Source organism: Sphingomonas folli (genome assembly GCF_019429525.1).
GTDB lineage: Bacteria > Pseudomonadota > Alphaproteobacteria > Sphingomonadales > Sphingomonadaceae > Sphingomonas > Sphingomonas folii.
The window spans coordinates 89,560-108,979 of the sequence record NZ_JAHXZL010000012.1; the positions used below are offsets into that span (position 1 = coordinate 89,560).

Genomic DNA, 19,420 nt, shown 5'->3' on the forward strand with positions numbered 1-19,420 from the left:
ATACTGCCGCCTGCTCGTGGTGTGATGATCGCTCGACCGTGTCGCCCGGCCGTCGCGCGGACGCACCCGCGGAGCGCGGCGGCGGCGTGGGCGAAGCCGAACTGATGCCGGCCGAATCGTGTGCCTGCGTCGAAGAGCATGCTCGAGCGTCAGCCCGTTGGAACGACGAGGCTTGATCGGCGATGAGACGGCTGTCGCCACGATGGGCGATCTGACGCATACTTCTTCAGGTGAGGCTTGCGACGCCGCTTCCACTCCGACCGCGGCATGCGCCAGTCGACGGTCGGGTAGACCATACTGGATCGAGGAAGCCGGGGGTTTGGGGACGGATATGCCGAAGAACATCGTCATCTTCTCGGACGGTACCGGTCAGGACGGAGGCGTCCGGCCGGAGCAGCGCATGAGCAACATCTTCAAGATGTATCGTGCGACCAGGCCCGGCCCTGACAGTCTGGTCGATCCTCTGGAGCAGGTGGTGTTCTACGATCCAGGGCTCGGTACCGAGGCCGGAGCGACCGGCCTGATGTCCGCCTGGCGGTGGCTCTCCAAGTTGCTGTCCTCTGTCACCGGCCGCGGCATCACCACGAACATCGCGGACTGCTACGAGTTCATCATCAACCATCACCGCCCAGGCGACCGGATCTGGCTCTTCGGGTTCAGTCGTGGCGCGTACACCGCCCGCAGCGTCGCCACCGTCATCCGCCTGTGCGGCGTTCCCACGAAGGACCGGAACGGTGAGCTCCCCCGCTTCCGCCATGGCGTCCGCGAAATCGCCGAGCGGGCGGTGTTCCGAGTTGCGGAGCATGGCTCCGGCCATCCACGCGGCAAGTACGAACACGAGCGCGAGGAGCTCGGCCGTCGCTTCCGCCTCGAGTACGGGGCCGACGTCGCCGGCGAACCCAACGCGGCACCCTACTTCATCGGCGTGTTCGACACCGTCGCCTCGCTCGGGGTCAAGGGACCGCTGAAGTACGCGCTTGGCGTACTGCTGATCGCCTCAGTGCTCGTGCTCGCCGCGGGGATCGCGTTGCTGGCGCACCGGCTGACCGGCTTGGACTGGCTGGCGTCGTTCCTCGTCGCCACCCTCGGGCTCGCGGGCGTCGCGCTCTGGTTCTTTCTGCGGACGGCGATCAAGGTCTTCAAGCCTGCGGTGCCGGGTCAGCGCCGACGCTTCCATCTCGCGCAATGGAGCGGGCGTGACTACGACAAGCTGCTGGGTGAGGCCGTGCCGTATGCACGACACGCGTTGTCGATCGATGAGAACCGTGCCGACTTCCCGAGGGTGGAATGGGGACCCGGCAAGGGTGTCGAGCGTCGACCCGAGATCGATGGCGAGCCGAAGCCGTTCGTCCAGCTGTGGTTCGCCGGAAACCATTCCGATATCGGTGGAAGCTATCCGGAGGCCGAGTCCAGGCTCTCGGACATCGCGCTCGACTGGATGTTGAGCGAGGCGCGTTCAGTCGAGAACCCGCTCCTGGTCGACGAGAGCCGTCTTCGCCTGTTCCCGGCAGCGGATGGTCTGCAGCACGACGAGGTCGCTGGCATGTCCGACACGGTCAGGCGGAACACGCCCGCCTGGCTGCGAAGACTCACTTCTTCCATCACCTGGAAGGTGGCACTCCGCGATCCTCCGAGAGACGCCACGGTGCATGAGAGTGTGGTCGACCGGTTCGGCGCGACCAGTGTGCCGCATCAGGGCGGAGAGGGTCCGTACAGGCCCGTTGCCTTGCGCGACCATGACATGTTCAGGCACCTCTATCGATGAGCACCTGTGCCGACCGCGAGAAGTTCATGTTCCTGTACAATGGCCGATCGCTCGACCCGCCGTCGTACGCAGCTCCCGGGGAACGGCATGGCCTGCCGATTGCCGAGTTGTCGCAGGCGGAAGGCGGCCGCGTCAAAGGTCGGTAGATCTCGTTCAAGGCCACCCCCTCCGCCTCAGCTCACCCCTTCCTCGAAAGAACCGCTGAGACAGAGGGCCGCCCAGGTCCGCATCGAAGCCACTGCCGGATTGGCCCGAAGTCCATCCTCTCGAACAGGTGCTGAAGAACCTCCATGATGCCGGACCGTGTAGCCATGCGGCTCTGTCGCCGCTTGCGCCTGCAAGGAGCCGACCGAGCATCGGCTTTCCGCCGTCTGCCGCCCCTATCCGGCTGCAGCCAGGTCCGACCTCCGCGACTGCGACATCGTCTTGGTGAAGGAGATGCCGATCTGACCGCCCCACTCCTCCCGAACCAGATCGATGTCGACACCTTGGCGGGTCACCATGTTCACCATGATGGGATCTGCCTTGAAGGTCATGGTGGAGACAAGTTCGTGGACCGCTTCCATGATGCGGGCGCGCGTCTGAAAGCGGACCTGCTCATCCTCTGCGCCCAGGGTGACGCGGTTGGCGAATGCGTCCAGCTTGTCGCGAAGGGCGAAGATTCGCCTCCGGTGCTCCTCCGGTGAAACGGCGCCCCGCGCCACTGCGACCCTCCTCTGCAGCTCGGCGATCGCCACGTCATGCTCGTCGACGGACCCGGCCAGCTCCAGCCACAGCGCCTTGACCTCGGGCCGACTCGTCTGAACGTAGAGCGCGAGCGCGGTCTCCGCCTGATTCCGGTCGGCCGCCCGCCTCCTCGTGCGCTCGGCCAACTCGATCTCGATCGTGCGCACCTCGTCGGGTGAGGAGAAGTGCCTGTCCTCCATCGCGTCCAACAGGATCGCGTCGAGGATGCCGCCCTCCCATTCCCGGTAGTTGAAGTGCCGCCCGGAACCGCAGCCCCGGCCACGCTGATAGCTGTCGCAGATCAGATAGTCCTCGTTGACCATCGTCCCGTCGGCGCGGCTCTTGAGACCCTTGGCGCGAAAGGTCATGCGGGAGCCGCACTCGGCGCAAACGGCAAGTCCCGCGAAGAGGTTCACGAGACGCCTTCCCCGCCCGGCGACGCGTCGGCACCGGGTTGCCATGCTGCGCATGGCGTTCGCGTGGAGGTCGGCGTCGACGACGGGCGGGTAGTAGTCAGGGACCGCATCGCCGACGATCCGGCGCGCCTCTCCCCGCGGTTTCTGCCCGGGCTGGTACTCACCGAGGACCGCCGGATTGTTCAGAATCTTCTGGATGTAGGAGGCGTGCCAACCTGACGCCCTTCCGAACGTCGGCACCCCATCGCGGTTCAGGTTTCGCGCGATGTGATGCTTGCCAAGGCCCGCTACGGTCTCCTCGAAGATCCGACGCACGATGGCGGCCCGCTCCGGCATCAGCACGAACCGCGGCGGTTCGCCCTCCACGGCGAGCCACGCGGGTGCCCTGCGCGTCAGCACCTTGCGCTCGCCGCGCGCCAGTTGCGCACGCTTCGCCGCCCACGCACCGGACAGCCGAGACGCCTTCTTCTCCGACTCCTCGTTGGCGAGCTGCGCCTTCACGACCACCTCGATGATCGCCGCCATGTCGAGGTTGTCGCGATCGTAGCGCCTGTCACCCTCCACCGTAGCGACCACGACGCCCAGTTCGGTCATCTTGAGCAGCCAAACGAAGACCTTCTTGGCGCTCTCCCGGGAGAGACGGTCCAACTTCTCCGTGAGCAGGATGACACCGTCCGGGAAGGCTCCCGCCTCGACCATGGCGACGAAGCGTCCCAGCTTCCCTTCCGCGGCGTGCCGGCCACGAAAGGCCGAGATGCCGTCGTCTATCAACTCGTCGCGGACGAGCCAGCCCTTCCGCTGTGCATGCGCTCTGCAGTCTGACATCTGCCTTTCCAGGCTGCTGCCTTTGCCCTGCTCCGCGCTGGACCAGCGGATGTAGATGTACGCTTCCATGTTCCGCCTCGTGAGGTGTGGCGCCATCGTATCCCGATCCACTTCGCACTGCGAGAGCGTCGGCAGCCGCAGGGGAGAAGCGTCTTCCTGCAGACCATGCGTGATCGATCTACGGCACTCGCACGCTTACCGATGAACCCGTCGAGAGATTCGACGCTCATTGAAGCCGCTTTCGGTGGAAGCACGCTGCCACGATGGGGGCGGACGCTCGTCAGCCGTCTTCCACTAGGGCACTATGAAGCACGCATCTGGTCGCTTGGCCAAGGTGGCGATAAGCTGCGGCATCCCTGATCCCTCGACTCAGACCAAGGCTACCACAAGTTCGATCGTGCACGATCGGCATCGTGTGTAAGGCCCAGCTCGAATCGACTCGAGGGAAGCCTTCGCCGCCGCAGGAGAGGTGAGGAAGGCGACCTCTCGCGATGATCGCATCCTACGTCTACGCGTGGATGCTGGCAGACGCCCGACCCAGCGGGAATGCAGCCAGCTTCGAACTGCTTTGTTAATGCTCGCCGATTGAGGACGCAGCTCGATTGAGCCTTGTCAACCACACGAGCTTAGAACGGGGTGTACCTTGACCAAACCTTAGCAGGTTGTGCGCGCCCGCCGCGGCGACCTCGAGCGCGCGCTTGGCGGTCTCCTGCCCGCGCACCTGGCGCAGGTCCGGCCCATCGCGCCGCTCGATCACGTCGCCCGGGCGCGGCGCGGCGAGCAGCTGGCGGCCCTTGAGATGGTTGAGCAGCGCGATGAGGTCGGGCGCGGCGATCACCTCCAGCTCGCCCGCCCACGCCGCCTCGCTGCCCTGGGCCGCGGGGCAGATCAGCCCCCTGCCCGCCGCGCCGGCGTGGAGCGCGGCGAGCAACACGCCCGGCGAGGGCGCCAGCCGCCCGTCGAGCCCGAGCTCGCCGACCACGACGTAGCGCTCCAGCGCGGCGGCATCGACCAGCCCCATCGCGGCGAGCAGCGCCAGCGCGACGGGCAGGTCGAAATGCGACCCCTCCTTGGGCAGGTCCGCGGGCGACAGGTTCACCGCAATCCGCTTGGGCGGGAGCGACAGGCCCATCGCGGCGATCGCGCCGCGCACGCGCTCGCGGCTCTCGCCCACCGCCTTGTCCGCCAGGCCGACGAGGTTGAACGCGGGCAGGCCCGGGATCAGCTGGACCTGCACCTCGACCGGGCGCGCCTCCAGCCCGAGATACGCCAGCGTGGAGACGATCGCGACCATGTCGCCCGCGGGAAGACCGCGCACGCCCCCGGCTTGTCAACGCGTCCGCCCTGCCCCACCTGACCCGCCATGGCCGATCGCGCCGTCCGCCCCCGCGCGCGTTGACTTTCGCGCGCCGTTCGCTTAGCGGCCCGGATCGTTCGGGCCGTCCGCGTGGCGGCCCTTTGCCATTCGAATTCGGGAAATGACTCATGAAGCGGACCTTTCAGCCGAGCAATCTGGTGCGCGCCCGCCGTCACGGCTTCCGCGCGCGGATGGCCACGGTCGGCGGCCGGTCGGTGATCCGGGCGCGTCGTTCGCGCGGCCGCAAGAAGCTGTCGGCGTAATCGAGCGCTCCGCCGGCCCGGAGCCAGATATGGCTGTGGGCCGGATGACGAAGCGGTCGGACTATCTGGCCGCCAACGCCGGGCGTCGCGCGCCGATGCCCGGCTTCGTGCTTCTGGTGAAGCCGCGCGATGACGGCGACATCACCATGCGGCTCGGCATCACCGTCACCAAGAAGGTGGGTAACGCCGTGGTGCGCAACCGCATCAAGCGGCGTTTCCGCGCACTGGCACGCGAGGTCCTCCCCCGGCACGGGACGGCGGGTGCCGACCACGTCCTGATCGGCCGGCTGGCGGCCAAGGACCGCGACTGGGCGCAGCTCGGCGCCGACCTCGCCCGCGCGCTGGCGAAGACCCGCAAGTGATCGCGCGCGCGCTGATCCTGATCGCGCGCGCCTGGCAGCTGGGGCCGTCGCTGGTGCTGCCGCCCTCGTGCCGCTTCCAGCCGTCATGTTCCGCCTATGCAATCGAGGCGCTTGGCCGCTATGGCGCGGTGAAGGGCGGGTGGCTGGCGGTGCGGCGGATCGCGCGCTGTCACCCCTGGGGCGGGCACGGCCATGATCCGGTGCCATAAGGAAAGCTTGGGACGCCTGTGAAGGACGAGAGCAAGAACTTCGTGCTGTTCGCGGTCATCGCCGCGCTCATCCTGTTCGGATGGCCGCTGGTGCAGAGCCGCTTCTTCCCGACGGCGAACCCGCCCGCGACCAAGGTCGTGGAGGGCAAGTCGCGCGCGCTGCCGCAGCCCGGTGCCGACCCGACCGCCGACTCACCCGCCGCGCTGCGTGATCGCCGGCAGGTGCTGGCGGAGAGTCCGCGCGTCCGTATCGAGACGCCCGCGCTGAAGGGGTCGATCAGCCTCAAGGGCGCTCGGCTCGATGACCTGGTGCTGACGCGCTACAACGAGACGGTGGCCGCCAACTCGCCGCCGATCCGCCTGTTCTCGCCCGCCGGGACGCAGGACGCCTATTTCGCCGCCTTCGGCTGGCGCGACGAGGGGCTCCGCCCACCCGCGGCCGACGCTCTGTGGACCGCCTCGGCGCCGGTGCTGACGCCGGGCAAGCCGGTGACGCTCACCGCCAGCAACGCGCAGGGCCAGCGCTTCGCGATCGAGCTGGCGGTGGACAACGACTATCTCTTCACGGTCAAGCAGACCGTCGCCAACGCCGGGAGCGGCGCGGTGCCGGTCGCGGCCTATGGCCTCGTCAACCGCATCGGCGTGTCCAAGGACCCCGACAGCTGGACGATCCACACCGGGCCGATGTCGGTCAACAACGGCGCGGCGCACTATAACCCTAACTTCAAGGACCTCGCCTCGGGTCCGGCGCGCTTCACCAGCACCGGCGGCTGGCTCGGCTTCACCGACAAATATTGGCTCGCGGCAATGGTGCCCGACCAGGGCCGCGCCTTCGATGGCCAGTTCCGCGCCGGGCCGAACGACAGCTTCCAGGCGGATTTCACCACCGCGCCGCAGCTGCTTCCGCCCGGCCGTCAGCTGAGCCAGACCGCCAAGCTGTTCGCCGGCGCGAAGGAGGTGAAGCTGCTCGACCGCTACACCGACACCGGCGCGGTGACGAAGCTGGACTATGCGATCGACTGGGGCTGGTTCCGCCTCGTCGAGAAGCCGATCTTCTACTATCTCGACCTGCTGTTCCGCCTGATCGGCAATTTCGGCGTCGCGATCATCATGCTGACGCTGACGATCCGCCTGCTGGTCTTCCCGATCGCGCAGCGCCAGTTCGCCAGCATGGCGGCGATGCGCGCGCTCCAGCCCAAGATGAAGGCGATCCAGGAGCGCTATAAGGACGACAAGCAGCGCCAGCAGCAGGAGATCATGGCGCTGTACAAGGCCGAGAAGGTCAACCCGCTGGCGGGCTGCCTGCCGACGGTGATCCAGATCCCGATCTTCTACGCGCTGTACAAGGCACTGTTGCTGACGATCGAGATGCGCCACCAGCCGTTCGCGCTGTGGATCAAGGACCTGTCCGCCCCCGACCCGGCGACGATCCTCAACCTGTTCGGCTATATCCCGATCACGCTGCCGCATTTCCTCGCGATCGGCGTGGTGCCGGTGCTGCTGGGCATCTCGATGTTCTTCCAGTTCCGGCTCAACCCGACGCCCATGGACGACGCGCAGAAGCAGGTGTTCGCGATCCTGCCCTGGGTATTGATGTTCGTGATGGCACCGTTCGCGGTCGGGCTGCAGATCTACTGGATTACCACGAACTGCATCTCGATCGTCCAGCAGAAGTGGCTCTACAGCCGCCACCCGCAGCTCAAGCAGGCGCCGGCGAAGTGAGCGACGACGCGGCCGCCTTCGACGAGGACATGATCGAGGCGGCGCGGCGGCGCTTCGCCGGGCCGGTGGCGTTCCTCAAGTCGGCGCCGGCGCTCGAGTTCCTGCCGCCGGCGGAGATGCCCGAGGTGGCGTTCGCGGGTCGCTCGAACGTCGGCAAGTCGTCGCTGCTCAACGCGCTGGTCGGCCGCAAGGCGCTGGCGCGCACCTCGGTGACGCCGGGGCGGACGCAGGAGCTCAACTTCTTCGACGTCGGCGAGCCGGCGGCGTTCCGGCTGGTCGACATGCCCGGCTACGGCTTCGCCAAGGCGCCCAAGGACGTCGTCAAGAAGTGGCGCTTCCTGGTGAACGACTATCTGCGCGGGCGGCAGGCGCTGAAGCGCGCGCTGGTGCTGATCGACAGCCGCCACGGCATCAAGGAGGTCGATCGCGAGGTGCTCGCGATGCTCGACAAGGCGGCGGTGAGCTACCGCTTGGTGCTGACCAAGGCGGACAAGGTGAAGGCCAGCGACCTCGCCGAGGTGCTCGCGCGCACCGAGGAGGAGGCGCGCAAGCGCCCCGCGGCGCACCCGCAGATCCTGCAGACCTCGAGCGAGACGGGGATGGGGATCGCCGAGCTGCGCGCGGCGGTGATCGAGTCGATCGGGTAGGTTGGAGCGGCGGCGCGGGGCGGACCGACGACGAGACCGGGGAGAGCGCGGCCGGGCGGTCGTGAACGACGCGCCCGCTCACCTGTCTTCCTCCCGACTGCGAAGGCGGAGATCCAGACACGCCGACATCCGCGAGGGAGTCGCACCGCTCGCGCGTCTGGATCCGCGCCTGCGCGGGGATGACGAGAGTGGGCGTGGCAGACTAGGCTCGCCGGCATCAGGACGAGCGCCGACGGATCACGTCCGCGCTCCCCTGTCCTCCGGCCTTGACCCACCCGCGTCCGCGCCGATCCGCCCCGCCTCAATGCGCCCGTGCGCGCTCCCGTGCCGCGGCGATCTGGCGGCGCAGCAGCTCGGAGCGGCTCGGCGGCGTGGTGGGCGAGTCGAACACCAGTCTCGGCGCCTGGACGAAAGCGGGCGCGCGCGAGGACAGGACGGCGGTGCACGACGGTGAGGCGAGCGGCTCAGAAGTCATCGACGTTACCCTCCGGCCAACTGTGGCCGCCACGACGCTACGCCCACCATCGCTGCCGCCGACTCTACGAGCGCGGTTAATCGCGCACTCACCCGGCCGCCCCGACGCACGCGCGATTGCCCTGCCGCGCCCGCGCGCCTAACCAACGGGCATGAAGCTGATCATCGGCAACAAGGCCTATTCCTCCTGGTCGCTGCGCGGCTGGCTCGCCTGCCGCCAGTCGGAGCTCGCCTTCGAGGAAGTCGTCGTCCCCCTCTACGACGAGGCGTGGGACAAGCGCCGCGAGGGCGACGAGTTCGCCCCCTCCTCGGGCAAGGTACCGATCCTGTGGGACGGCGAGGCGGTGGTCTGGGACAGTCTCGCCATCGTCGACTATCTCGCCGACAAGGTCGGGCGCGCGCGCTTCTGGCCCGAGGACGAGGCGGCGCGCGCGATGGCGCGCTCGATGGCGGCGGAGATGCATTCCAGCTTCGCGGCGCTGCGCCGTCAGCACAGCATGAACGTGCGCCAGATCTACGCCCCCGCCCCGCTCGACGACGCGGTGGCCGCCGACCTCACGCGCGTGTTCGAGCTGTGGGCGCAGGCGCGCGCGCGCTTCGGCGGCGGTGGCGAGGGCGACTTCCTGTTCGGCGCGTTCGGCGCGGCGGACATCATGTTCGCGCCGGTGTGCACGCGGATCGTCACCTACTCGCTGCCCGCGCCGCGCTTCGCCGCCGCCTATATCGGCGCGGTACTGCGCCACCCCTTCCTCCAGGACTGGATCGCGGGCGCGCAGGAGGAGGAATGGGTGATCGAGAAATTCGAGCAGCCCGCCGCCTAATGCGCCCCCCCGCCGTCCGGCGCCGGCTCGGCCTCGTAGCCGAGGCGCGGGTGCCAGCGCATCGCGATGTCGGGATAATGGACCGTCGACGCCTCGGGCAGGCTCACCGCGAACAGCACGCAGGGCGAGTCGCTCTCGTTGCGGAGATGGTGCGCGTTGGCGTCGCCCTTGCGGAAGGTGGCGACATCGCCCGCGCGCATCGTGTGACGACCGCGGTCGTCGACCAGCACCGCCTCGCCGCTGAGCACGACCACCACCTCGTCCTCCCCCTCGTGCCAGTGGCGCTGCGACGACCAGCCGCCCGGCGGCAAGGTGACGTGCGTCGCGACGAAGTCGGTCAGCCCCGTCGCCTCGGAGAGCACACGCACCGTGCGATCCGACGCCGCGGCCTGGAACGGCTCGGGATAGTCGCTGCCCTCGTGCGACGGCAGGTGCTGAACATCAACCTTGGGCATGAGGGACTCCTCGCGTGATCGACGTGGTTCAACTCGCGGGCGCGCTGATCGCTGCCGAGAGCGTGACGCCGGCGCGCGGCGCGGTGTTCGACGTGCTCGAGACGGCGCTGCGGCCGCTCGGCTTCGCGGTCGAGCGCTTCGTCGCGGGCGCGGCGCCCGACGGCCCGGTCGAGAACCTGCTCGCCACGCGCGGGAGCGGGCGGCACCTCGCCTTCGCCGGCCACGTCGACGTCGTGCCGCCGGGGCCGGGCTGGAGCGCGGGCGCGTTCGAGCCGGTGATCGCCGACGGGCTGCTGCGCGGGCGCGGCGCGGTCGACATGAAGGGCGCGGTGGCCGCCTTCGTCGCCGCCGCGGCACGCGTGTCGCCCGGGGCGGGGCGGCTGACGCTGGTGATCACCGGCGACGAGGAGGGGCCGGCGACCTACGGCACGGTCGCGCTGATCGAGCGGATGCGTGAGCGCGGGCTGCTGCCCGACCTGTGCCTGGTCGGCGAGCCCACCTCGGTCGCGGCGCTCGGCGACATGGTCAAGATCGGTCGGCGCGGCTCGGTCAACGTCTGGATCGACGTGCCGGGGCGGCAGGGCCATGTCGCTTACCCGCACCTCGCCGACAATCCGATCCCGCGGCTGGTGGCGGCTCTGGCGGAGCTCGACTCGCTGGTGCTCGACGCGGGTAGCGAGTGGTTCCAGGCCTCCCACCTCGAGATCACCGACGTGACGGTCGGCAATCCCGCGACCAACGTCATCCCCGCGCACGCCAGCGCGCGGCTGAGCATCCGCTTCAACGACCTCCAGCGCGGCGCCGACCTGTCGGCACGGGTCGAGGCGATCGTGCGCGCGCACGCCCCCGCGGCGCAGGTGGCGGCGCGGGTGTCGGGCGAGGCGTTCCTGACCGAGCCGGGCGCGCTGTCGGCGCTCGTCTCGGCGGCGATCCTGGAGGTGACGGGGCGAACCCCCGAGCTGTCCACCACCGGCGGCACGTCGGACGCGCGGTTCCTGCGCTCGCTGTGCCCGGTGGTCGAGTTCGGGCTGCTCAACGCGACGATGCACAAGGCTGACGAGGCGGTGGCGCTGGAGGACCTGGCGCAGCTGACCGACATCTACGCGCGCGTGATCGAGCGAGCGCTGGCGGGGTGAGGCGCGGGTCGGACCCGCGCGCGTCAGGTCCCCATAGCTACGTCATGGAAGCACCGCCGTCGGCAGAGTCTGATCCACCTCCATCGATCCGTGCGCCGGCGAACGCAGGAGCCCGGGGCCGCAGGTGTGCCACTCGTGGCTCTGGGCTCCTGCGTCCGCCGGCGCACCCCGCTGGCTCACCTCAGATGGATCAGCCGCTCGTGCCCGCGGACGCGTGCCCTCATCGCTTTCGCCGCAGGATCACGTAGAGCGCCCCCGCCCCACCATGGCGCGGGTGGGCGTTGCGGACCGCGGCGATCATGCCGGCGTGACGCGAGAGCTGGAGCCAGTCGAACACCGCGGCGCGGATCACACCGCGCGCGTGCGGGCGCTGGCTCTCGGGGCGGGGCGGCTTGCCCGTCACCAGCAGCACCACGCGCTCGCCGCGCGCGATCGCCGCGCCCAGGCCGAGGTCGAGCGCGGCGTGCGCCGAGGCGAGCGTGTGGCCGTGCAGGTCGATCGTCCGCTCGGGCGCGACATGGCCGGTGGCGAGCCGCCGGTCCCAGCCGCGGTCGAGCGTCTCGCCCGGCCCGCGCGGCGCGGGTCGCACGGGCGCGCTGACCGGGGTCACCGCGACCTCACGAGCCGGCGCGTTCGCCTCCGGCCTCACCGGCGCCGCCGCGGCAGGCTCGACGCGCCGCCCGGGCAGCGCGCGCACCGTGGCGCGCACCCGCGCCCACAGCGCCTCCTCGTCAGCGCCGAGGCGTCGCCCCGCCACCCACGCCTCCCGCGGCGCGACGCGCCACCCAGCGGTCGTAGCTGCCGACCGGGAGCAGCAGGAAGGCGGTGCCCCGCGCGCTCATCCCGCCCGCGGTGGCGCGCGCCTCCTCGCCCGCGCCCCAGAAGGTGTCGACGCGGTTGGCACCCTTGATCGCCCCGCCGGTGTCCTGCGCGATCCACACGCCGTTGGCGTCGGTGCGGTCCATCGAGAGGAAGATCGGCGCGCCGAGCGGTACGAAGCGCGGGTCGGCGGCGACCGTGACTCCGCCGGTGACCGGCAGGCCCAGCGCGCCCAGCGGCGGTCCGTCGAGCTCGCGGAAGAACACGTAGCTCTTGTTCTCGCGCATGATCGCGCGGCCTTCCTCGGGATGGGCGTGGAGCCAGGCGACGATCCCCTGCATCGAGGACTGACCCGGGCCGAGCAGCCCGCGGTTCTTCATCAGCGCGCCAATCCCCGTGTACTCGCGCCCGTTCTGCGTCTCGTAGCCGATGCGCAGCACCTCGCCGTCGCGCATCCGCACCAGCCCCGAGCCCTGCACCTGGAGGAAGAACAGCTCGACCGGGTCGACGGCGTAGCCGAGCACGCGCGCGCGCCCGTCCAGGGCACCCTGCTCGATCGCGGTGCGATCGTAATAGGGCACCAGCTTGCTGCCATCGACCCGGCCGCGGATCTTCTTGCCCGCGAGCGTGTCGACGAAGCTGCCGAGGTCAACGTCGATCAGATCGGTCGGGCGGGCGTAGATCGGCGCATAGCCCGGGCGCGGCTCGCGCGCGCCGGCGATCTCGGGGATGAAATAGCCGGTGGCGAAGGCCCGGCCGTCTCCGACCTGCACCGCCTCGAACCACCGCTGGAAGAAGGAAGCGGCGTCGCGATCGGCGACGGTCGCCGCCGCGGTGCACGCCGCCTGCCAGTCGCTCCCGATCGTCAGCCCGCTGGAGTCGGTGCGACGGACGAGGCTGGGACAGCTCAGCCGGAAGGCGGCGAGCGCCGCGACCGCCTGGTCGCGCTCGAGCGGCAGCGCGGTCACCGCCGGCCCGCGGACGATCCCGTTGGCGGAGGCGCTGACCGCCCCGGGGACGGTGATGCCCGCCACCGGCGCGACCGGGGTGGCGGCGACGGGCTGGCGCGCGGGACGATCGAGCGGGTGGCTGGTCCGCGCGGGCGCGCGTGCCGGACGCGGGGCGGAGGGAGCGGTGACCGGACGGCTGGCAGTGCCACGCGGCGGTGTCGGTCGCTCGCCGGGTCCGACGCACGCCGCGACCACCATCGCGCCCGCCACCGCGAGCGCCCCCCTCATCCGCATTCCGCCCCTTTCCCTATCGTGCCGTCGCTCGCGACGGTGTCACGCCTCGTCGGTGTCCGCGAGGATCCAGTTCGGGTCGGCGGTCTTCACCTGACGCACGAAGGTCCACACGTCGTGGGTCTCGACCGCGTCGCTGGTCGAACCCGCGACCACGTGGTCCTCGCCGTCGCGCGTCACCGCGGCGATGTCAGCGTCGAACCGCACCGTGACGCGCGCCTCGCCGCCACCCACCGACGCCGAGGCGATGCTGGCACGCTCGATCGAGATCAGCCGATTGTCGAGCACGTGGCCGGCGGCCTGACGGGTCTCGATGGCCTCCTGGAAGGCGGCGAGCACGTCGGGCGCGACGAGGGCGCGCAGCGCCTCGACATCGCCGCGCCAATAGGCCTCCAGGATCATGCGATAGGCCGACTTGGCCCCCTCGATGAACCGGTTGACGTCGAACTGCGGCTCGGCGGCGACCAGGGCGCGCAGCCCCGGCTCGGTGCCGCTGTCGAACGGCCGCATCACCGGCTCGCGCACCTCGGGCGTGACGTCAACGGTCCGCGGCAGCGCGGCGGGACCGACCCGCTCCTCGGCGGGTTTGGGCAGCGGCTGCTCGTGGCCCGAGCGTTTGCCGAGCACAGAGTAGAGTCGCAGGGCGAGGAAGCCGGCGACCATGGCGAGCAGGACTACGTAGAACACGGCAACTCCAGACGGCTGGTCTGCGAAAACTTGACGTCGTACATAGGCATGCCGGCGCCGAACATCAAACGCCCTAGGTCAAATCGCCGGGGCGGCGATTGTATCCCGCCGACCGCGCTGCTAACCGCCGCTGACTCCTGCGCCTGGGCCACACCGGCGGGCGCGGCACAAGCTCTGTGAAGGGACGGACGATGGACAGCCAGGACAATCTCGGCGGCGAGCCGCTCGCCAACGGCGCGGACACGGGCCCCGCGGCGGGCTTGATCTCGCAGTACGTCAAGGACCTGTCGTTCGAGAACCCGAACGCGCCGGCGGTCTACCAGGAGCCCAACCCGCCCGAGATCAACGTCCAGTTCGACATCGGCGCGGCGCAGGTGGGCGAGGAAGTCCACGAGGTGACGCTCAAGATCGAGGTGCGCGCCACCACCGGCGGCAAGACGGCCTTCATCGCCGAGCTCTCCTATGCCGGCCTGTTCGGGCTGCGCAACGTGCCGGCCGAGCACGTCCAGCCGTTCCTGCTGGGCGAGGGCCCGCGGCTGCTGTTCCCCTTCGCGCGCCGCGTCGTCGCCGACGCCATCCGCGACGGCGGCTTCCCGCCGCTACTGCTCGAGCCGATCGACTTCAACGCCTTGTTCCTCCAGCAGGCGCAGGCGCAGGGCGTGTCGTTCGGCGGCGAGATCGGCCAGGCCTGAGGTCGTAGCGGTGCTCCTGCGGTCGCGGGAGCCCGGGGCGGCGAGCGTGGCTCGCGTGACCCTGGGTTCCCGCGTCCGCGGGAACACGGGCGGCCGATGACGTCATGAACCTCGCCAGAGCGCTCGGATCGGTCGGCGGGCTGACGCTCGCCAGCCGCGTGCTCGCGCTGGTGCGCGACACGCTGCAGGCGAGCTATGTCGGCGCGGGCTTCGCCTCCGACGCCTTCTTCGTCGCCTTCCGCCTGCCCAACATGTTCCGCGCCCTCTTCGCGGAGGGCGCCTTCTCCGCCGCCTTCATCCCCTTGTTCAACCGCAAGGTGGCCGAGGACGGGGGCACCGCGGCGGGCGTCGACTTCGCCGAGCGGGCGCTGGCGGTGCTGTTCCCGGTGCTGCTGGTCTTCACCGCGGCGATGCTGATCGCGGCCTGGCCGCTGACATGGGCGCTGTCGCTCGGCTTCGAGCGCCAGAACCCGAGCGCGGACCAGTTCGCCTTCGCGGTGACGCTGTCGCGCTTCACCATCCCCTATCTGCTGCTGATCTCCTTGGTCTCGCTGCTGGGGAGCATCCTCAACTCGCTCGACCGCTTCTGGGTCAATGCCGCGGCGCCGATCCTGCTCAACGTGGCCATGGTGGGCGCGCTGCTCTTCTTCCACGGCGGCGACGCCTATGCGACCGCGCGGGTGCAGGCGATCTCGGTCACGGTCGGCGGCGCGTTCCAGCTCGCCTGGCTGTGGTGGGCGTGCCGTCGCGCCGGCGTGTCGCTCAGGCTGCGGCGGCCGCGCGTCGACGACGACGTCAGACGGCTGCTCAAGCTGATCGTGCCGGCCGCGGCGGGCGCCGGCGCGGCGCAGGTCAATCTCGCCATCTCGACCGCGCTGGCGGGCGGACTCCTCTCCGCCGGCTCGATCTCGGCGATCTATTACGCCGACCGGCTCAACCAGCTGCCGCTCGGCATGATCGGCATCGGGCTCGGCACGATCCTGCTGCCGGTGGTGTCGCGGCTGCTGAGCGAGGGGCACGAGGCCGAGGCGATGGAGACGCAGAACCGGGGGCTCGAGCTCGCGCTGTTCCTCACCCTGCCCGCCACCGCCGCCTTCGTCTTCGCCGCCGAACCGATCGTGCGCGGGCTGTTCCAGCACGGCGCCTTCACCGCCGCGGACAGCGTCCGCTCGGCACAGGCGCTCGCGGCCTTCTCGCTCGGGCTGCCGAGCTACGTGCTGGTGAAGGTGCTCACCCCCGGCTTCTACGCGCGCGCCGACACGCGGACGCCGGTGCGGCTGGCGCTCTACTCGGTCGCGCTCAACCTGATCGGCAACCTCGTGCTTATCCCGACGCTGGCGCACTGGAACATCGGGCAGATCGGCCCGCCGCTCGCCACCGCGCTGGCCTCGACGGTCAACGTCGCCTCGCTCTATGTCGTGCTGGCGCGGCGCGGCCACTTCGCGCTCGACCCGCAGCTCAAGCGCAAGGTGCCGCGGCTCGCGCTCGCCGCGCTGCTGATGGGGGGCGCGCTGCTGCTGGTGACCCCGCTGGTCGACCCGTATCTCACCGGCAGCCTCGTCGTGCGCGGCGCCGCGCTGGCGGTGCTGGTCGGCGCGGGCGTGGCGATCTACGCGCTCGCCTGTTTCGCCACCGGCGCGTTCCGCGTCGCCGACCTCCGATCCCTCCTCCGTCGCAGAGCCTCGTCCCGATGACCAAGATGCGCGTCGTCTCCGGTATCAAGCCCACCGGCAACCTCCACCTCGGCAACTATCTGGGGGCGGTGAAGCAGTGGGTGGCGATGCAGGACCAGATCCAGGCGCAGGGCGGGGAGACGATGTACTTCATCGCCGACCTGCACGGCCTCACCGAGTTCATCGCGCCCGCCGAGCTGACCGCCAACACGATCGAGATGACCGCCACGCTGGTCGCCGCCGGGATCGATCCCGCGCGCTCGATCCTGTTCAACCAGGCGCGCGTGCCGGCGCACAGCGAGCTCGCCTGGCTGCTCAACAATGTCGCGCGGGTCGGCTGGCTCAACCGCATGACCCAGTTCAAGGACAAGGCGGGAAAGAACCGCGAGGGCGCCAGCGTCGGGCTCTACGATTATCCCGTGCTGATGGCGGCCGACGTGCTGCTCTACGACGGCACGCACGTCCCCGTCGGCGAGGACCAGAAGCAGCATCTCGAGCTGGCGCGCGACATCGCGACCAAGTTCAACACTGATTATGGCAGCGAGCTGTTCACTTTGCCCGAGCCGCTGATCAGCGCCGCGGCGCCGCGGATCATGTCGCTGCGCGACGCCGCGGCGAAGATGAGCAAGTCCAACCCGTCGGAACAGTCGCTGGTCAAGCTGATCGACAGCGACGAGGTGATCGCCGACAAGTTCCGCAAGGCCAAGACCGACCCGGACCTGTTGCCCGCGACGGTGGAGGAGCTGGAGGGCCGACCCGAGGCGCGCAACCTGCTGACGATCTTCGCCGCGCTCGCCGACCGCGCGCCGCAGGACGTGCTCGGCGAGTTCGCCGGCAAGGGCTTCGGCGCGTTCAAGCCGGCGCTGGCGGACCTGGCGGTGGCCAAGCTCGCGCCGATCCGCGACGAGATGGTGCGGCTGCTCGACGACCGGGCCGCGATCGACTCGATCCTGGAGAGAGGCGCGGAGAAAGCGCGCGCGCTGGCGGCACCGAGGCTGCGCGCGGCGCAGCGCGCGATGGGGTTGTTGGCGTAAAGCGCGCATGTTGGCGGACCATACCAAATGCTAGCGCTTCTTCCCTCCCGCTCGGGGTGGGGGTCGTCGGCGGGGAGTTTCCGCGAACGGCGCGCTTGAGCCTGATCCACCTCCATCGATCCGTGCTCCGGCGGACGCAGGAGCCCAGGGCCGCAGGCGTGACGCTCGTAACTCGGGGCTGACTCATTACCAGATGGGCCAGCCTCCAGCGGCCATGCCCTACCCCGTTCCTCCCCTGAAGAGGAGGGGCTCGGCAGTTGGCACTAGTCTTGCTCAGCATCTCGCGACCCGCGGCGACCGCCGCCATACCAGCGAGAGCGCGCATGACCGACACCGCCACTCCACCCGCCCCGCGCGACAACCTCTTCGGCGTGTGCGCCGCCGTCGGTGAGGACCTCGGCTTCAACCCGCTGTGGCTCCGCGCCGCCTTCGCCGGCGCGCTGCTGTTCAGCCTGGAGGCGGTGCTGGCGACCTATGCCGCCCTGGGCGTGGTCGTGCTCGCCAGCCGGCTGCTCTTCCCTGATCGCAGGCGCGCTTCCGCCACCGCGGAGGTCGCCCCGCTACCCACGGCACCTCAGTCGATCGCGGAGGAGCCGCTGCGCCGCGCGGCCTGAGCGGCGCTCAGCCGCCGAGCTGGCCGAGCAGCAGCCGCACCGCGCCGTCCACCTCGCGGTCGCTGTCGCGCAGCGCCTCGATCCGCTTCACCGCGTGGATCACGGTGGAATGGTCGCGGCCGCCGAACTTCCGCCCGATCTCGGGAAGCGAGCGCGTGGTCAGCCGCTTGGCGAGGTACATGGCGATCTGCCGCGGCCGCGCCACCGCGCGCGCGCGGCGCGCCGAGATCAGGTCGAGCGGCTTGAGCTCGAAATGGTCCGAGACGAGTTTCTGGATCTGGTCGATCGTCACGCGACGCTGGTGGCCGCGCAGCATGTCGCCGAGCGTCTGGGTCGCGAAGTCGAGGTCGATCGTCGCGCCGGTCAGCATCGCATAAGCGGTGACACGGGTGAGCGCGCCTTCCAGCTCGCGGATGCTCGCGGTGATCCGAGTCGCGAGCAGATCAAGCACCTCGGCCGGGACACGCACGTCGGGCATGTCCGCGACGCGGCGCGCGATCACCTCGCGGCGCAGCGCCAGCGTCGACGGGCGGATGTCCGCCACCAGCCCCCCGCCGAGGCGGCCGAGGATGCGCGGCTCGATCCCCTCGAGCGCCTGGGGCGCGCGATCGGCGGCGATCACCAGCCGCTTACCCGCGGCCATGATCTCGTTGACGGTGTGGAAGAACTCCTCCTGCGTGGAGTCCTTGCCGGCGATGAACTGGAGGTCGTCGATCAGCAGCAGGTCGGACCCGCGCAGCTTCATCTTGAAGGCGAAGGTGTCGCGCGCGCGCACCGCGGCGACGAACTCGAACATGAAACGCTCGGCCGACATCAGCATCACGCGCGCGCCCGGGTGCGCCGCCAGGAAGGCGTGCGCCACCGCGTTCATCAGGTGGGTCTTGCCCTGCCCGGTCGCGCCGTGAAGGAACAACGGGCTGAACCGCACCGGGCCGGGTTCGGCGAGCGCGCGCGCGGCGTTCACCGCGACCAGATTGGACTCATCGACGACGAAACGGTCGAAGGTGAGCCGCGGGTCGAGCTGCGGGCGCTCACCCGCCTCGCCGACCTCCTCCGCGACCGGCGCGTTCGGCGTCGCGGCCGCGGGCGCGGTCAGCACCGCGGCGACCGGCGCGCGCGGCGCGGTCTCGACCTCGACGCTGCGCACCCCCGGGAGCACCGCGCGGAACTCGTGCACCAGCCGCTCGGCATAGTGGCTGCGCACCCAGTTGGTCATGAAGGGCGACGGCAGCGTCAGGCGGACGTCGAGCGGGTCGGTCGCGTCCCCCAGCGCGATCGGCGCGAGCCACTGGTCGAACAGCCGCGCCCCGGCGGACTGGCGCAGGTTGGCGCGCACCCGGGTCCAGGCCCGTGCCACGTCGCTCATCCCGTCCACTCGTTCCGCCACTTGCGCCACGCACGACTCTCCCGTTGCCGCGAACGCAGGCGCTCGCGGATACCACTGCCGCAAAGTCAAACGTCCCCCTGCCCGCGGCCCCTCGC

Annotated in this window: 19 protein-coding genes and 1 pseudogene; 12 read left to right on the forward strand and 8 right to left on the reverse strand. The window is 70.2% G+C overall.

The window, feature by feature from the left end:
* Positions 1-331 precede the first annotated feature (331 nt).
* Positions 332-1,765, forward strand: a complete 1,434-nt coding sequence (locus KZ813_RS17035; protein WP_219756187.1) for a T6SS phospholipase effector Tle1-like catalytic domain-containing protein — start codon at positions 332-334, stop codon at positions 1,763-1,765.
* A gap of 380 nt (positions 1,766-2,145) precedes the next feature.
* Here the strand turns inward: KZ813_RS17035 and KZ813_RS17040 are convergent, their stop codons facing one another.
* Both KZ813_RS17040 and KZ813_RS17045 read right to left on the reverse strand, forming a co-directional pair.
* The gene (locus tag KZ813_RS17040; RefSeq protein WP_219756188.1) at positions 2,146-3,801 is read right to left on the reverse strand and encodes a recombinase family protein; all 1,656 of its coding nucleotides are present in this window, start codon (positions 3,799-3,801) and stop codon (positions 2,146-2,148) included.
* Positions 3,802-4,378: 577 nt separating this feature from the next.
* Positions 4,379-5,026, reverse strand: a pseudogene (locus KZ813_RS17045) (magnesium chelatase domain-containing protein); the annotation flags it as partial.
* Between the two features lie 191 nt (positions 5,027-5,217).
* On the opposite strand from KZ813_RS17045, the gene rpmH reads away from it, so the two are divergent.
* The 5 genes from rpmH to yihA are packed head-to-tail and all read left to right on the forward strand — an operon-like array spanning position 5,218 to position 8,292.
* The gene (gene rpmH / locus KZ813_RS17050; protein ID WP_183929404.1) at positions 5,218-5,352 is read left to right on the forward strand and encodes a 50S ribosomal protein L34; all 135 of its coding nucleotides are present in this window, start codon (positions 5,218-5,220) and stop codon (positions 5,350-5,352) included.
* Between the two features lie 29 nt (positions 5,353-5,381).
* Positions 5,382-5,714 (forward strand): ribonuclease P protein component, encoded by a 333-nt coding sequence (gene rnpA / locus KZ813_RS17055; protein ID WP_258046903.1) that lies wholly within the window; start codon positions 5,382-5,384, stop codon positions 5,712-5,714.
* The gene (gene yidD / locus KZ813_RS17060; RefSeq protein WP_219756189.1) at positions 5,711-5,923 is read left to right on the forward strand and encodes a membrane protein insertion efficiency factor YidD; all 213 of its coding nucleotides are present in this window, start codon (positions 5,711-5,713) and stop codon (positions 5,921-5,923) included. Before rnpA ends, yidD begins: the two co-directional genes overlap by 4 nt.
* Before the next feature lie 18 nt (positions 5,924-5,941).
* Positions 5,942-7,645: a membrane protein insertase YidC gene (gene yidC, locus KZ813_RS17065; RefSeq protein WP_219756190.1), complete on the forward strand. Its 1,704-nt coding sequence runs from the start codon at positions 5,942-5,944 to the stop codon at positions 7,643-7,645.
* A gap of 29 nt (positions 7,646-7,674) precedes the next feature.
* On the forward strand, positions 7,675-8,292 hold the full coding sequence (gene yihA / locus KZ813_RS17070; protein WP_219756264.1) for a ribosome biogenesis GTP-binding protein YihA/YsxC: 618 nt from the start codon (positions 7,675-7,677) through the stop codon (positions 8,290-8,292).
* Between the two features lie 301 nt (positions 8,293-8,593).
* Here yihA and KZ813_RS17075 read toward each other — a convergent pair whose 3' ends face one another.
* Complete coding sequence (locus KZ813_RS17075) at positions 8,594-8,767, reverse strand: hypothetical protein (RefSeq protein ID WP_219756191.1); 174 nt, start codon at positions 8,765-8,767, stop codon at positions 8,594-8,596.
* A gap of 151 nt (positions 8,768-8,918) precedes the next feature.
* Between KZ813_RS17075 and KZ813_RS17080 the strand changes: the two genes are divergently transcribed.
* Entirely contained in the window at positions 8,919-9,587 is a 669-nt protein-coding gene (locus KZ813_RS17080; protein WP_219756192.1) for a glutathione S-transferase family protein, read from the forward strand.
* Here the strand turns inward: KZ813_RS17080 and KZ813_RS17085 are convergent.
* Positions 9,584-10,042 carry a cupin domain-containing protein gene (locus tag KZ813_RS17085; protein WP_219756193.1) on the reverse strand — a complete coding sequence of 153 codons (459 nt, stop codon included), beginning with the start codon at positions 10,040-10,042 and terminating at the stop codon, positions 9,584-9,586. The two genes, KZ813_RS17080 and KZ813_RS17085, sit on opposite strands and share 4 nt — an antisense overlap.
* A gap of 14 nt (positions 10,043-10,056) precedes the next feature.
* On the opposite strand from KZ813_RS17085, the gene dapE reads away from it, so the two are divergent.
* Complete coding sequence (gene dapE, locus KZ813_RS17090) at positions 10,057-11,178, forward strand: succinyl-diaminopimelate desuccinylase (RefSeq protein ID WP_219756194.1); 1,122 nt, start codon at positions 10,057-10,059, stop codon at positions 11,176-11,178.
* A 220-nt stretch (positions 11,179-11,398) separates the two neighbouring features.
* On the opposite strand, the gene KZ813_RS17095 is transcribed toward dapE, so the two are convergent.
* The 3 genes from KZ813_RS17095 to KZ813_RS17105 are packed head-to-tail and all read right to left on the reverse strand — an operon-like array spanning position 11,399 to position 13,925.
* On the reverse strand, positions 11,399-11,935 hold the full coding sequence (locus KZ813_RS17095; protein WP_219756195.1) for a Smr/MutS family protein: 537 nt from the start codon (positions 11,933-11,935) through the stop codon (positions 11,399-11,401).
* The gene (gene mltA / locus KZ813_RS17100; RefSeq protein WP_219756196.1) at positions 11,910-13,241 is read right to left on the reverse strand and encodes a murein transglycosylase A; all 1,332 of its coding nucleotides are present in this window, start codon (positions 13,239-13,241) and stop codon (positions 11,910-11,912) included. The genes KZ813_RS17095 and mltA overlap by 26 nt, the downstream gene beginning before the upstream one ends.
* Before the next feature lie 39 nt (positions 13,242-13,280).
* The gene (locus tag KZ813_RS17105) at positions 13,281-13,925 is read right to left on the reverse strand and encodes a Tim44/TimA family putative adaptor protein (RefSeq protein WP_219756197.1); all 645 of its coding nucleotides are present in this window, start codon (positions 13,923-13,925) and stop codon (positions 13,281-13,283) included.
* A gap of 191 nt (positions 13,926-14,116) precedes the next feature.
* On the opposite strand from KZ813_RS17105, the gene secB reads away from it, so the two are divergent.
* From secB to KZ813_RS17125, 4 genes are all read left to right on the forward strand, one after another.
* Entirely contained in the window at positions 14,117-14,617 is a 501-nt protein-coding gene (gene secB / locus KZ813_RS17110; protein WP_219756198.1) for a protein-export chaperone SecB, read from the forward strand.
* A 104-nt stretch (positions 14,618-14,721) separates the two neighbouring features.
* Positions 14,722-16,311 (forward strand): murein biosynthesis integral membrane protein MurJ, encoded by a 1,590-nt coding sequence (murJ, locus tag KZ813_RS17115; protein ID WP_219756199.1) that lies wholly within the window; start codon positions 14,722-14,724, stop codon positions 16,309-16,311.
* 5 nt (positions 16,312-16,316) lie between these two features.
* Positions 16,317-17,324: a tryptophan--tRNA ligase gene (gene trpS / locus KZ813_RS17120; RefSeq protein WP_219756265.1), complete on the forward strand. Its 1,008-nt coding sequence runs from the start codon at positions 16,317-16,319 to the stop codon at positions 17,322-17,324.
* Positions 17,325-17,647: 323 nt separating this feature from the next.
* Positions 17,648-17,938, forward strand: a complete 291-nt coding sequence (locus KZ813_RS17125; RefSeq protein ID WP_219756200.1) for a PspC domain-containing protein — start codon at positions 17,648-17,650, stop codon at positions 17,936-17,938.
* Between the two features lie 7 nt (positions 17,939-17,945).
* On the opposite strand, the gene dnaA is transcribed toward KZ813_RS17125, so the two are convergent.
* A complete protein-coding gene (gene dnaA / locus KZ813_RS17130) occupies positions 17,946-19,304 on the reverse strand; it encodes a chromosomal replication initiator protein DnaA (RefSeq protein ID WP_219756201.1) in 1,359 nt (452 codons plus the stop codon).
* Between the last annotated feature and the right edge of the window lie 116 nt (positions 19,305-19,420).

Excerpts from the sequence above, each read along its gene's own strand:
- KZ813_RS17035 (WP_219756187.1), top strand. The coding sequence starts at position 332 with ATGCCGAAGAACATCGTCATCTTCTCGGACGGTACCGGTCAGGACGGA.
- KZ813_RS17040 (WP_219756188.1), bottom strand. The coding sequence starts at position 3,801 with ATGGAAGCGTACATCTACATCCGCTGGTCCAGCGCGGAGCAGGGCAAA.
- rpmH (WP_183929404.1), top strand. The coding sequence starts at position 5,218 with ATGAAGCGGACCTTTCAGCCGAGCAATCTGGTGCGCGCCCGCCGTCAC.
- rnpA (WP_258046903.1), top strand. The coding sequence starts at position 5,382 with ATGGCTGTGGGCCGGATGACGAAGCGGTCGGACTATCTGGCCGCCAAC.
- yihA (WP_219756264.1), top strand. The coding sequence starts at position 7,675 with ATGATCGAGGCGGCGCGGCGGCGCTTCGCCGGGCCGGTGGCGTTCCTC.
- KZ813_RS17075 (WP_219756191.1), bottom strand. The coding sequence starts at position 8,767 with ATGACTTCTGAGCCGCTCGCCTCACCGTCGTGCACCGCCGTCCTGTCC.
- KZ813_RS17080 (WP_219756192.1), top strand. The coding sequence starts at position 8,919 with ATGAAGCTGATCATCGGCAACAAGGCCTATTCCTCCTGGTCGCTGCGC.
- KZ813_RS17085 (WP_219756193.1), bottom strand. The coding sequence starts at position 10,042 with ATGCCCAAGGTTGATGTTCAGCACCTGCCGTCGCACGAGGGCAGCGAC.
- mltA (WP_219756196.1), bottom strand. The coding sequence starts at position 13,241 with ATGCGGATGAGGGGGGCGCTCGCGGTGGCGGGCGCGATGGTGGTCGCG.
- secB (WP_219756198.1), top strand. The coding sequence starts at position 14,117 with ATGGACAGCCAGGACAATCTCGGCGGCGAGCCGCTCGCCAACGGCGCG.
- murJ (WP_219756199.1), top strand. The coding sequence starts at position 14,722 with ATGAACCTCGCCAGAGCGCTCGGATCGGTCGGCGGGCTGACGCTCGCC.
- trpS (WP_219756265.1), top strand. The coding sequence starts at position 16,317 with ATGCGCGTCGTCTCCGGTATCAAGCCCACCGGCAACCTCCACCTCGGC.
- KZ813_RS17125 (WP_219756200.1), top strand. The coding sequence starts at position 17,648 with ATGACCGACACCGCCACTCCACCCGCCCCGCGCGACAACCTCTTCGGC.
- dnaA (WP_219756201.1), bottom strand. The coding sequence starts at position 19,304 with ATGAGCGACGTGGCACGGGCCTGGACCCGGGTGCGCGCCAACCTGCGC.